Annotated in this window: 11 protein-coding genes; all 11 read right to left on the bottom strand. The window is 41.8% G+C overall.

Annotated features, from left to right (window positions below; genetic code table 11):
- Positions 1 to 2: 2 nt before the first annotated feature.
- The 11 genes from E4K67_RS09740 to E4K67_RS09690 all read right to left on the bottom strand — a co-directional run bounded on the left by E4K67_RS09740 (position 3) and on the right by E4K67_RS09690 (position 13,252).
- Positions 3 to 617, bottom strand: coding sequence for a nitroreductase family protein (locus E4K67_RS09740; RefSeq protein WP_135546215.1), 615 nt, complete (start codon positions 615 to 617; stop codon positions 3 to 5).
- Between the two features lie 99 nt (positions 618 to 716).
- Positions 717 to 1,337 carry a DUF3793 family protein gene (locus E4K67_RS09735; protein ID WP_158408450.1) on the bottom strand — a complete coding sequence of 207 codons (621 nt, stop codon included), beginning with the start codon at positions 1,335 to 1,337 and terminating at the stop codon, positions 717 to 719.
- A 451-nt stretch (positions 1,338 to 1,788) separates the two neighbouring features.
- Positions 1,789 to 2,832 (bottom strand): [FeFe] hydrogenase H-cluster radical SAM maturase HydE, encoded by a 1,044-nt coding sequence (gene hydE, locus E4K67_RS09730; RefSeq protein ID WP_135546901.1) that lies wholly within the window; start codon positions 2,830 to 2,832, stop codon positions 1,789 to 1,791.
- A gap of 32 nt (positions 2,833 to 2,864) precedes the next feature.
- Positions 2,865 to 4,133 (bottom strand): [FeFe] hydrogenase H-cluster maturation GTPase HydF, encoded by a 1,269-nt coding sequence (hydF, locus tag E4K67_RS09725; protein ID WP_135546213.1) that lies wholly within the window; start codon positions 4,131 to 4,133, stop codon positions 2,865 to 2,867.
- An 18-nt stretch (positions 4,134 to 4,151) separates the two neighbouring features.
- The gene (locus E4K67_RS09720; protein ID WP_135546212.1) at positions 4,152 to 5,585 is read right to left on the bottom strand and encodes an aspartate ammonia-lyase; all 1,434 of its coding nucleotides are present in this window, start codon (positions 5,583 to 5,585) and stop codon (positions 4,152 to 4,154) included.
- A 161-nt stretch (positions 5,586 to 5,746) separates the two neighbouring features.
- The gene (gene hydG, locus E4K67_RS09715; RefSeq protein WP_135546211.1) at positions 5,747 to 7,162 is read right to left on the bottom strand and encodes a [FeFe] hydrogenase H-cluster radical SAM maturase HydG; all 1,416 of its coding nucleotides are present in this window, start codon (positions 7,160 to 7,162) and stop codon (positions 5,747 to 5,749) included.
- Positions 7,163 to 7,165: 3 nt separating this feature from the next.
- Complete coding sequence (locus tag E4K67_RS09710) at positions 7,166 to 7,420, bottom strand: TM1266 family iron-only hydrogenase system putative regulator (protein ID WP_135546899.1); 255 nt, start codon at positions 7,418 to 7,420, stop codon at positions 7,166 to 7,168.
- A gap of 171 nt (positions 7,421 to 7,591) precedes the next feature.
- On the bottom strand, positions 7,592 to 9,334 hold the full coding sequence (locus E4K67_RS09705; RefSeq protein ID WP_135546210.1) for an NADH-dependent [FeFe] hydrogenase, group A6: 1,743 nt from the start codon (positions 9,332 to 9,334) through the stop codon (positions 7,592 to 7,594).
- Positions 9,335 to 9,358: 24 nt separating this feature from the next.
- On the bottom strand, positions 9,359 to 11,245 hold the full coding sequence (locus tag E4K67_RS09700) for an NADH-quinone oxidoreductase subunit NuoF (RefSeq protein WP_135546209.1): 1,887 nt from the start codon (positions 11,243 to 11,245) through the stop codon (positions 9,359 to 9,361).
- 69 nt (positions 11,246 to 11,314) lie between these two features.
- Positions 11,315 to 11,803 carry an NADH-quinone oxidoreductase subunit NuoE family protein gene (locus E4K67_RS09695; RefSeq protein WP_135546208.1) on the bottom strand — a complete coding sequence of 163 codons (489 nt, stop codon included), beginning with the start codon at positions 11,801 to 11,803 and terminating at the stop codon, positions 11,315 to 11,317.
- A 276-nt stretch (positions 11,804 to 12,079) separates the two neighbouring features.
- Entirely contained in the window at positions 12,080 to 13,252 is a 1,173-nt protein-coding gene (locus E4K67_RS09690) for a cache domain-containing protein (protein ID WP_135546207.1), read from the bottom strand.
- Positions 13,253 to 13,547: the final 295 nt, after the last annotated feature.

Here is a 13,547-nt window from a genome sequence, read left to right as displayed (position 1 = left end):
TATTAAAGGCAATCACACTTACTGTAGGTGCTAAGTCCAGAGTTTATGCCTAAATTGCTATCCTTAAGGAGAATCTTGCCAGAGTTACAACATGGCGGAGGCAGTTGTACCGTTGGATAGCCAACACTCAATGCACACATCAGTTTATAGTGGTCAAGTATCTTGTATTTCGATTTAAATTCTGCTGTATCACAGACATGTTCTGCAAATCCAATCCAGCAGGTACGCAAATCATGTTCAGTGGCATCCTCCATGATATTACCCGCTGCCAAAATACAGTTGTAAACATTCCAGCGAGAATTAGTATCACCATATATTAATAGTAAACATGGTGCATTAAAGAAAATATTATATTTTTCACTATAAAGCCTGTTCTCATTGTGCTGAAAATATGGATACTTTTCAAGATTATTCAGCAGATATTCCCTCGACTCATCTGATAATCTCTTTATTTCACTTTTATCGGTAATAACGGCAAAACTCCATGCTTCATTTCCTGAATTGGTAACAGCTTTTGTCCCAAGCGTAATTAACTGACTAATTACATCCGATTTTATTACTTGATCTGTAAAGGCACTTATATTTCCACCACTATTATCACAATCTGAAGTCTTCATAATATCCTCTCTTTTCTGAATTCAAGTATCAATGATAACCATTCTCATCTAATTATCTAAAAAATTGCTCCATTTATTCAGGAGCATTCCATTCGATACTTAATGGTAGTTAGCAACCGGGTAAATAAATTCTCTCACTTTTATCCGGGCTTGTAAAAAGCTCTCATACCTCTTATTAGACAACTTGTCATTACCATATATTTTCCACCCATTTATCTTAACCAGCTTCAAGGAGGGATGGCCAATATATCCTAGTACGTCTTTTAATGGATAGCCTAGAAATAGACCTATTTCGTGAGGGAAATCTTTTTTATTCAACCTAGTAACCAAATAATTAACATAGCCTTCTACAGAATATTGTTGTGGGTAGCCCAAACCTCGAAGAAATTTTAAATTCACTTTGTTGCAGAGTGCATTATCTAGAGAAGTGGAATGGTAAAACAAGACTTGTACTCTTCCATTCTGTGTTTTTATTTCTCTTAACTTGATGTTTTTATCTCGTAAAAAGTAAACTCTTAGTTCTTCCAAAGCCAAGTTTTTTGTTCCGCCTTCATTAACTGGAATGTTTAGTAATTCAGCTGGTTTTACTCCCACCATGGTAGCGCCAATAAGGTCCAATAAACGAATTAGATAATCATCATAGCATGTTTTTTTCTGAAGCCAATCACACATTCCTTTTAGTTGTTCAACTATCTGGTCCTCTAGTATTGAAGTTTCCATTGCACCTTCCCCCTCTTTCATTTTAAACGTCATATATCTTGATTGATTAATTACTCAACCATATGTTAACCCCTTCTACTTCTTTTATTAAACTTATTTGTGTCTATCCCTGAAGTAATATAACACACATTTACCAAGGCCCTTTTTTAGTAGAACGACCTTCGAACAGTTGCAATTGATAATCGATATCATCTATATGGTAATATTAGCACTTATAATTAGTTTGGTCAATGAAAATTTCGACACTTCTAAGCTTTGAGTATTCTTTCGATGTATAACTTAGTTGAACGAGTTCACTCCCTAATTGAGATATTAACTATTCTTCTGCTGTATATTTGCTTCTTTTAGTCATGAAAATGCTCCCCTTTAAGGTTAATAGATTGTAATTATTAAATCTATCTACCTTAGGAGAGCATACTAAAATGTTTTGGCGATGTCTTTCATCGATTCCTCATGAGCTAAACTGCCAACTATCCCCTCTACCCAGATCCATTTCAAACCCCGCCGCCTGAATTCTTCGCTCTATGCAATATCGGCAATCTTCTGGTTTATCATCCCCACAAATCTTGTTCTCGTAAAGTGCGTATTGTTTTCTTACTGAAGTTGGAGTAATGATGGGCATAAGAACATTGGCACCCGCTTTCAAGGCAAGCTCTCTGCCCTGAGGATTCAGAGTACCAAGTGCTGTCGTGGCAGGAATAAGACTCCCTGGAATAAGTAGCCGCGCCAATGCCACCATCACTAACGTATCTTCGAGCGTTCCTCCCTTTTCTGTCCCTAACGGGGTCTCACTGTGAGGAATAAACGGTCCGATTCCTATCATGTCCGGACTGATTTCACTCAAATATCTTAAGTCCTCTGCCAAATCAGCGAATGTTTGTCCAGGAAGCCCCACCATAAACCCCGCTCCCACTTGGTAGCCAATGTCCTTTAAAGTGCTCAAACAGGCCTGACGATCCTCAAAGTGCATTGTCGGGTGTAACTTTTCATACAGGTCTTTCGAAGCCGTTTCGTGGCGCATCAGAAAACGATCTGCCCCGGAGGCAAAGAGACTTTGATAGGTTTCCACTCTTCGTTCGCCGATCGATAGCGTGATGGCTACCTCTGGATAACGTTTTTTGATCTCTTGAATCAGAGCACCGAGAATCTCAGCCGTATACCATAGATCTTCACCACTTTGTAAGACAAACGTCCGATAGCCTAAATCATAACCTATATCACAGCAACCTAAGATTTCTCCTGGAGTTAACCGATAACGTTCCACTTTAGCATTGGAAGCACGGATTCCACAGTACAAGCAATCCTGCCGACAAATATTTGAAAACTCGATAAGTCCTCTCAGAAACACTTTATTTCCATAATACTTTTGCTTTGTCTTTAGGGCATGGCTATATAAGATCTCTCTGTCCTCAGGAGTAATATTTTCCAAGAGATAAATTATTTCAACTTTTGTGAGACTGTTCGTTTGATAGACTTTCTCTAATAAATTATGCATGTCACTCACAAAACCACTCCCCATTCGAGTTATCATAGTATGAACATCTCATCTTCTTCCAATATCATCTTAGCTAGGGGGAATGGTTCCAGTGCTCTCGGCAGTAATCCCTGAACATAGGCAATGAGAATACCGTAGTTTACAATGGGAACGCTATGAAATTTTGCAGTTTCTACTCTGCTGAGCATCCCTGTCCTGTTCATCATACAGGCTCCGCAGTGAACTATAAGGGCATATTTCTTAACGTCTTCCGTAAAGCTAGTTCCAGCAGAAAATTCAAACTCTAGCTGCTTACCAGTTCTCTGACGTATCCACCGGGGTATCTTCACACTACCTATATCATCCGATTGCTTGTGATGTGTACATCCTTCTGCTATCAACACCTTGTCTCCGTCCTTAAGCTTGTCGACCGCCTTAGCACCTTTTATGAATTCTGTTAAATCTCCCTTTTGTCTGGCAAACAAGATTGAAAACGACGTCATTAAAATATCCTTAGGGGTATCAGCAGCGACCTTCAAAAAAACTTGAGAATCGGTTATGACTAACTTCGGTTTTTTTGCCAAATTACTTAAAGTTTCTCTGAGTTCATATTCCTTAGTGACGATCGCCATAGCATCACTTTCTAGTATATCTCTTATGGTCTGCTGTTGAGGAAGGATAAGCCTCCCCTTAGGAGCTGCTTTATCAATCGGAGTAACAAGCACCACAAAATCACCCGGGTTAATTAGATCTCCCACAATTTTAAACTTATCTTCATCCTCAGGAATTACTGAGATGATGGCATTCTTTAACTCTTTAATTCCCTGCATCTTCAGAGCTGACACCGCAACCACTGGAGTGTTTAATTCTGCTTGAACCAAAGTCTGGATCTTCAACTTTTGTTGAACGAGTTGACTTTCGTTTTCAAGAGTATCCATCTTATTTAAAACCACGATAAGTGGTTTCTTCTTTTCCTTAAATTTATCAATAATAACCTGATCATCGTCACTAATTCCAGCCTTGATATCGACGATTAGCAAGGCCACATCTGCGATATCTAGAACCTCCAAGGTCTTCTTAATCCTGAGCTCTCCTAATTCTCCTACATCGTCTAGGCCAGCTGTATCAATGATCACGCACGGTCCTATAGGCAATATCTCCATTGATTTAAAGACCGGGTCAGTAGTTGTACCTTTCACTTCCGAAACTATCGCTGTTTCCTGTCCTGTGATGGCATTGATCACGCTGGATTTGCCTGCATTTCTCTTGCCAAATAACGCCAAATGTATTCTCACGCCTCTTGGCGTTGCATTTAAGCTCATGTAAACTCCTCCACACAATCAATTTCCTAGCACTCCAGGGATACTTGGACCTCCAGAAATTCCTGGTATTCCTGGTTTTGTGACTCCGAACGGATTCAGAATCTCGTCAATCCTAGAATCTTCAAAAATATTTTCTTCCATTAGTACTTCTCTTATTGTCTTATCCTCTCTTAACGCTTTCGTTGCTATAAGAGCTGCTTTATCATACCCAATATGATGAACTAAAGCTGCAGCCAGTACCGCCGACTTTTCAAGATTCTCTTGGCATTTATCTCTATTGGGGATAATTCCTTCAATGCACTTCTCCCTAAATATTATAACTCCATTATTCAGAAGCTCTAGAGATTCTAGCAAGCTTTCTGCAATGAGGGGTATAAAGGCATTGAGTTCAAGCTGACCTGAAGAGGCCGCCATCGTAATAGCATAGTCATTAGCCATAACTCTCATGGCAACTTGGCCAATCATTTCAGGAATGACGGGGTTAACCTTTGCCGGCATAATTGTTGAACCTGCCTGCATCTGAGGAAGTTCTATTTCACCGAACCCTCCCTTAGGTCCAGAAGATAGCAATCTTAAATCATTAGATATTTTCAAAAGGTTCGTGCTGCAAGCTTTTAAGAGTCCTGAAACTTCGACAAATACGTCATTGTTTTGGGTTATATCCATGGGATAGTCGGACCTGGCTAACCCTAATCCGGTCAATTCCTGAATAGTATCTGTGATCATAAAGATATATTTTTGAGAGGCATTGATTCCCGTGCCGATGGCAGTCCCTCCCAAATTAATTTGCCTCAAGCGCTCTTCTACTTTGTAAACTCTCCATCGATCTCTTTCTATGGCCTTGGCATAAGCACCAAATTCCTGTCCGAGCATCATCGGCAAGGCATCCATAAGCTCTGTCCTGCCAAGTTTAATCACATCACTAAAGTCATTTTCCTTTCCCTGCAGCGCCTCCTGAAGTTGCGCCAGGGAAAGGCTTAACTTTCTGAGCATATGAATCGCGGCAATTCTCAGCGCTGTCGGATAAACATCATTGGTCGATTGCGACATGTTGACATCATTTAGAGGATGTACAATGTCATAGTCGCCTTTGGTTCCTCCCAATATCTCTATAGCCCTGTTAGCTATGACTTCATTGACGTTCATATTTGTTGAGGTACCTGCTCCCCCTTGAAAAGCGCTTACGACAAACTCTTGATTAAATTTTCCTTCAATAACTTCCTCACTTGCTTGAATAATTGCCCTTGCTTTATCCTCTGAGAGTTGCTTTAAGTCTTTATTCACCAGAGCTGCCGCTTTTTTAATCAAGGCAATTTCATAGATCAGCTTCAAATTGACGCTTTTTGATCCTAAATCAAAGTTTTCTTCAGCTCTTTTTGTATTAATACCATAATAGGAAGTGTCCGGAATTCTTCTTTCGCCGATCGAATCCTTTTCAATTCTAAAGTCCACTTTATCCCCCCTGACTCAGACTGTATCCAATCGTGAGACTCCCACTTCTTGTAAGGGGGAGTGGTACACCACCGTGTTCGAATTTAATTGTACGAGTAAACTATGGAATTTTTATCAGCCCTACTTGTCAACATCACAGTTCTCCAGAAAATGCTACAATTTTAGAACCTTAAATCTCGCTCTCCAGCTTCGATTCTCTTAAGTTTTTCAATGGCCGCTTTTCTAGTTGCCTCTTTAGGGATATCCTGAAGACCCTTTTCAATGACTTTCTCACCTATTTCTTTGAGCTCATCATCGGCATAATCTATAAGAAATTCTCTAAAGGTAAGCAACGCATTTGGTTGACAAACATTACCTATTTGTCCTACCTTAGCCAAGGCCATAAACCGATCTCCCGTTCTTCCTTCTCGATAGCAAGCAGTACAGTAGCTTGGTACATATCCAGTTTCACATAAACTCTTTATGACTTCCATCGGTGAACGATGATCTGCCACTTCGAATTGAGGTTTTTCATCGGTTTTATTAATTCCATGTTCCTCTGAGTATCCACCGACTCCAGCGCAGGAACCCGCACTGAACTGTGAAATTCCTAGAGCTAGAACTTCTGCCCTAAAATTTGGTTCTTCTCTTGTGGATAGGATCATTCCGGTATAAGGAACAGCCAATCTCAAGACAGCAACAATTTTTTTGAAGTCACTATCCTCAACAAGGTAAGGAAGATCTTTAAGATCCACTCCCTCAGCCGCTCTAAGCCTTGGAACTGAAATTGTATGTGGTCCGACACCGAAGGCTTCCTCGAGATGTTCAGCATGCATAAGCATTGCTATTGTCTCGTATTTGTGGTCGTATAAACCATATAATACGCCAATACCCACATCTCCAATTCCCGCTTCCATTGCCCGGTCCATTGCCGTAGTATGCCAATTATAATTATGTTTAGGACCCGTTGGATGCATTCTTTCATAAACTTCCTGATTGTAAGTCTCTTGAAAAAGAGTATAGGTACCTATATCAGCATCTTTTAACCGTCGATAGTCCTCCACAGTCGTAGCGGCAACATTTATATTAATTCGCCTTATACTTCCATTATCGAATTTCAAAGAATATATTTTCGTGATGCACTCAATCACATAATCTAAAGAGCAATTAACGGGATCTTCTCCAGCCTCTATTACAATTCGTTTGTGGCCCAACGATTCTAGTATTTTCACTTCCGCCTCTAATTGTTCCATGGTCAGTTTGCTTCTCTTTTGAGTCTCATTACAAGCCTGATATCCGCAATATAAACAGCCATTAATACAATAACTACTAATATAAAGTGGTGCGAATAATACGATCCTCTTGCCATAAATCCTTTCCTTGATCTCTTTTGCAGTCCTAAACATCTCCTCCAGAACATTTGTATCTTCAACATTTAACAGCACTGCTGCTTCTTTATGCGTCAATCCTTGGCAGCTCTTTGCCTTTTCAAGAATCGACCTTACATAGTCTTTGTTCTTAGCCCTTTTGAGTCCTTCTTCCATGGAAGCCTTAATTTCTTCATCTATAATAAATTCCTTTGCTAAAAATTCTCTCATTTGTTAGTCCTCCAATTTTTTAGTTAATGCTGATTTAACATTGATTCCTTGGATTTTCCCTAATCTACCTGTCATCGCACTAATTTCATCTGAGGTTCCCTCCACTATCAAAGAAATTATTGATATGCCTCTCTCCGGACGAGGTATTCCCATTCTTCCAACAATGATGCTCGCTAAATCGTGCAAAGTCTCATTAACCTTATTAGCACTCTTAAATTCTTCAATGACTATACCAATAACGCCTATTCTAATTTCCATGTAATTTTCCTCCAAATAAAAAAGCCTCCTACAAATAGTAAGAAGGCCGCAGTAATATAATCCTTCTCCTTTTGCTCAGAATAATCCTCACAATCAGGTAACAGTTTTGTGGATCCACTGTGCCAGAAAGCTCCAGCACAGCAGATATATCCTATTGGTATGAAATTTTGACTAGATTTTCTTACGTCCCGTATAGGTGGTATGCAGCAATTGATGTGCTTTTTTTCCATACGGTTCGCCCAAATAGTCTTTATACAGACCTTTGATAGCCAAATTTTCGTGTGACTTACGCAAGGGCTTAGCACGGTCTTCTCTGTAAATAGCAGCAGCTCTTGCTGCGAGAATCTCCATGTTTCCATGGTGATAAGGCTGTCCACCGCCCCCGATGCATCCACCCGGACAGGCCATAATCTCAATTACATCATAATTAATTTCCCCAGCTTGAATTTTTTCCAGAACACTACGGGCATTACCCAGACCATGGATGACAGCAATCCGATAATCGCGTCCGGCTATCGGGATGACCGCTTCCTTGATCCCATCCATTCCCCGGAGAGCTTCAAATTCCACCTTCTCCAGAGTATCACCGGTTAGTACTTCGTAGGCTGTGCGTAGGGCCGCTTCGAGGACTCCTCCAGTTGCTCCGAAAATCACGGCAGCACCGGTTGATTCCCCTAACGGGTGATCAAACTCTTGGTCTTTAAGGTGATCAAAATGAATGCTAGCCTCCCGGATCATGCGAGCAAGTTCGCGTGTGGTAATGACGATGTCCACATCTGCAGTTTCAGCACCTTGCGCAAGTTCAGGGCGGGCCGCTTCGTATTTTTTGGCGACGCAAGGCATTACTGAGACAACGGTAATGTTTTTGGGATCAATGCCTAACGTTTTAGCATAATAGCTTTTGATTAGGACCCCTAACATTTCATGGGGGGATTTACAGGTTGAAGGAATGTCTAAGAGATCTGGAAATTGATGCTCGAAGAATTTGACCCAGGCTGGACAGCAACTCGTGAGTAGAGGTAGACGACCGCCATGTTGTATGCGGTGAACAAGCTCTGTTGCTTCCTCCATAATCGTCAGGTCAGCCGCAAAATCCGTATCGAAGACGCGGTCAAAGCCAAGTCGTCGAAGAGCAGCCACCATTTTCCCCGTAACAATCGTCCCAGGTTCTAAACCAAATCCTTCTCCAAGAGCAACGCGTACGGCTGGTGCAGTTTGAACAACGACAAATTGGTTGGGATCGTTGAGGGCTTTCCAGACTTTGTCGACTTGATCTAGCTCGACCAAAGCGCCTGTTGGACAAACCGCGATACATTGTCCACAGAACGTGCAGGCAGTTTTGCTAAGCGGTAAATCAAAGGCCGTTTTAATCACTGTTTCAAAACCACGCCCTACCGCAGAGTATACGCCAACCGTCTGAACCTCATTACACATTGTTTCACAGCGTCGGCAGCGAATACATTTGTTAGGATCTCGGACTATAGAAGAACTCGAATGATCAATTTCAAACTCAGATTCTGCACCTTCATAGGAGATATGGCGTACGCCTAATTCTGCCGCGAGAGTTCTAAGGTCACAGTCCATATTTTTAGCGCAGGTTAAACAAGATTTAGGGTGGTCTGAAAGTAACAGTTCGACCATGGCTCGTCTAGCCTGGATGGCACGAAGGGAATCAGTTTTAACGACCATACCACTGGCTACTGGAGTTGAACAGGAGGAGGCTAAATTACGTCGCCCCTCAACTTCGACCACACACACTCGGCAGGAAGCGATGTTATTATTATAATGCATTTCATTGAGTTTTAGATAGCATAAGGTTGGAATATCGATGTTTATCGTTCGGGCGGCGTCTAAGATGGACATTCCCTCCGGTACTTTGAGGGATATGTCGTTGATAGTTAGCTGTATATCCATATGGAGTCCTCCTTCAGGGGTACCTTAATGGTGGATAATGGCGCCGACGACACGGCATTGTTCCATGCAGGCCCCACATTTTAGGCAACGTTCTTGCTCGATAACGTGGATTTTCTTGAGTGTGCCAGTGATGCAATTCATAGGACATTTCTTGACGCAAAGGGTACATCCCACACATTTATCTGTAATTTCATATTTCAGCAAGCTCTTACAGACGCCCGCTGGACAGGTTTTATCCACGATATGGGCAATGTATTCATCTCGGAAATACTTTATGGTAGAAAGGATCGGGTTGGGTGCACTTTGCCCAAGCCCACAAAGGGCGGTATCCTTGATGATATGGCACAGGTTCTCCATATTATCCAAATCCTCTAAGGTCCCTTTGCCTTCTGTAATCTTAGTCAGGATTTCATGGAGACGTTTAGTCCCAACACGACAGGCGGTGCAACGACCACAGGATTCGTCCATGGTAAATTCTTGGAAGAATTTTGCGATATTCACCATGCAGTCATCTTCATCTAAGACAATGAGCCCCCCTGAGCCCATCATCGACCCAATTGCGGTTAAGGACTCATAATCAATGGGGGTGTCTAAAAATTTGGTTGGAATACATCCGCCCGAGGGACCTCCAGTTTGGGCTGCTTTGAACGTTTTGTGATGCTTAATTCCTCCACCGATTTCAAAGATAATCTTCCGAAGAGTTGTCCCCATGGGGACTTCCACAAGCCCGACATTGTTGACTTTCCCTGCTAAAGCAAACACTTTTGTTCCTTTGCTTTTTTCCGTGCCGATTGAGGAAAACCAATCTGCTCCCTTTAAAATAATAGGGGGAATATTGGCCAATGTTTCCACATTGTTGACACACGTTGGTTTACCCCACAGCCCCTTTTGGGCAGGAAATGGAGGTTTGACAGTAGGTTCCCCTCTAGCCCCTTCGATGGAATGAATCAGTGCCGTCTCTTCACCGCAGACAAAGGCCCCTGCTCCATATTTAAGTTCAATGTCAAAGGAAAAATCACTGCCTAAAATTCCTTTTCCAAGCAACCCATATTCCCGAGCTTGCGCAATCGCAATTTTCAAACGATGAATGGCTGCAGGATATTCTGCTCGGACATAGATATATCCTTCGGAAGATCCAATGGCAGAACCCGCGATAATCATCGCTTCTAACACGCTATGTGGGTCGCCTTCTAGGACAGAGCGATCCATAAAGGCACCTGGATCTCCTTCATCGGCATTACAGATGATATAACGTTGATCCGCTTGGCTCTTACGCGTAAATTCCCATTTCATGCCTGTTGGAAAGCCAGCTCCGCCACGTCCCCGCAACCCACTTTCTTTAAGGACGTCAATAACCTCAATTGGCGTCATGCGGAAAAGCACTTTAGCTAAAGCTTGATAACCATCAGCGGCAATGTATTCCAATATATTCTCTGGTGCAATATAGCCCACGTTACGTAAGGCAATGCGAAGTTGACCATCATAAAATGGGATGTTGGTTGCAAAACGTTCTTTAGTGTTCGGATCCATATAGAGGAGGCGTTCTACCTGCTTTCCCTGGACAAAGTGTTCTTCGACAATCGTTGCTACATCTTCAGCGGAAACCTCACAATAGGTTGCGTTATCGGGGTGAATTTCGATCATCGGACCCTTTTCACAAAAACCGAAACAGCCGGGTTGAAATACTTTTACTTGTTCGGATAATCCCAAGCGGTCCAGTTCTTCTTCCAAAAGATCCGCGATTCGGGGACTACCTGAGGAATGGCAACCAGGCCCTCCACAGACCATAACGTGTCTAACTAGGCCTTGAGCATTTTTGGTGCTAATAGATTGAGCAACGCGACGTGTTTCAATGAGCTTGAGGCTTTGGGCCTTTAAGGCATTTAATTCATCGGTATTTTTAAGTTTCATACGGCTTTTCCCTTCCTTCGGTGACGCTTCTTACATACCCATGTACTTGCAAGCGTTGATTTTTCCGGTTTAACTTTCCGGGCGGTACTTTGCCAGGACCTCGTTAATTTCCTGGGCCTCGTGCATGCGTCCATGGACTTTGCCATCAATGATCATGACTGGGGCTAAGCCACAGGCTCCAACACAGCGCAGTGTTTCTAAAGTGAATAGATTATCCGGAGTGGTTTCTCCAGCTTTAATTTTTAGTTGGTTTTCAAGTTCATTCTTTAATTTTTCTGCGCCTCTTACAAAACAGGCGGTACCCGTGCATACGTTGACAACGTGTTCCCCCCTGGGGATCATTGTGAAAAACGAATAGAAACTCACAACACCATAGACTGTGGCGGAAGGTATATCAAGTTTCTGTGCAATATGCCACTGTACATTATCGGGCAGATAACCATATATTTCTTGGGCATAATGCAAAATCCCAATCAGGTTTTCTTTTTTGTAAGGCAAACTGTCGATATAGTCATCCAGCTTTTGAGCAAATTCATTCGGCGAAGCGCTGTCACACATGGAAATCCTCCTTTAATTAAGTGAAATTTTTAGGCTGCGTTCCAACCTCCTTTTACTATTTATTGGACATATAACCTACTCTACAAGCTACTCAGTTCGAGGTAGAGTAGTCAGGTCTCTATGGGTTTAGTTTATCTTTCTAAATTCGTGCTGTCGTGTTTAAAAACTTTAAAAAAGTATTAAGTGAATAAAGATAATAGACTGAATTGTCCCATTAATTTGAGAAATATTGCACAAGGATCTTGATGGATATAAAAATAAGACCCCAAGGGAGCCTTAGAATGGCATAAATAGCTTAACCGGCCGGCCTACCGTACCGTATTTTAGTTCAGATTTTAATATCCCACGCTGTTCTAGATATTCAAGGTAGCGGCGTACAGTGACCCGAGTCATCTTAACTCCTTCCGCAACTTCCTCTACAGAAATAGGACGGCGAGTAACTTGCAAAAAATTGACTATCTGCCCAAGGGTAGCTTTACTTAAGCCCTTTGGTAGCCCTTCTTCTCCATTGAACCAAGGACTATCCAGTCTCCATAGCGGCTTAGGTGTGGATACAAAATCATTGTCAATGGTTGACTCAGTGGTTATCTCATTACCATTAATTTTCTCTATTACTGTTTCAATATTACTTTCAATTGGGACATCCTCTAGATTAGTATTGGTCGCTAGGTTAATTTTCCCTGTCAAAGATTGAATTTGCTCCACCATTTGGTTAAAGGCATCCTCAAGTTCACCTATTTCTTTGGCACTGGAAACTTTAATCTTTTGGGTAAGTTGTCCTGTTGCTACCTCTCGAGTTCCTACCACGATATTATGCAAGGGATTGACGATTACTCTCTGAAGGAAAAACCAGGTGAGAAGTGCTACTATGATTGTTAAGAGCAATCCTAGTACGGTCATTGTGATTAAAGATCGAGTGATAATTTCCTGTTCATAGGCATGGGAAATTCCTACATAAAAAATTCCAATAATGTTACCGTTTTCTGCCCGTAATGGAATATAACCCGTTTGGGACCACTGACCAACTACGTTAGCCTCACCTACATAAGTCTGACCATCTTTCAGTACTTTCTGGGCTATATTAGCAGAAACTTTGGTACCAATCGCTCGTTCTCCGTTTGAGTCACGTACCGTGGTAGCCACTCGAGTCTCCCCCAGAAATATAGTAACAGTATCCCCCGTCAAAGTTGACAGATGATCGACTAGGTCATTGTTGAGACTGATCTTAAGAGGTCCTTTATAGAGTTCCCCCTCTCGCTCTGACCATGAGCCAGGGTATTTCGTTTCAATAATTTCTCCACAAGTTGCCAAATCTGCTTGAGCTTTGATCATAGCGGCGGTCACAGCACGATCTTTCATATAATAACCAAGGACCAAGATAAAGCTCGCTGACAATATCACCAGCGAACCTAGGAGCATTATGAGAATGCGATGTTTTAGCGAGCGCACAAATTCACTTCTTTCGTTGACTTTAGTGGTTATTTTCAATTTCAGCGGACAATTCTGATTATATGAATTCGCGAAATATATTGAAAAACCTTTTTTACATTATTAATTTAATTATTCATTAGAACATAACTCTTGACTGAGACTGAGACTGAGCAAACACTTATCCTTAACAATCCTCATATTCACTTAATAGTTAACACGTTCGACTAAAGTTGAACATCGCATCTCCACTGACAAAAGCCTCGGGTGCTATAGTCCCCGGTCGAGACTATCACCGAAGCCGTGATCCCTAACA

The organism is Desulfosporosinus fructosivorans (assembly GCF_004766045.1).
GTDB lineage: Bacteria > Bacillota > Desulfitobacteriia > Desulfitobacteriales > Desulfitobacteriaceae > Desulfosporosinus > Desulfosporosinus fructosivorans.
This window is presented reverse-complemented; position numbering and strand designations above follow the sequence as displayed.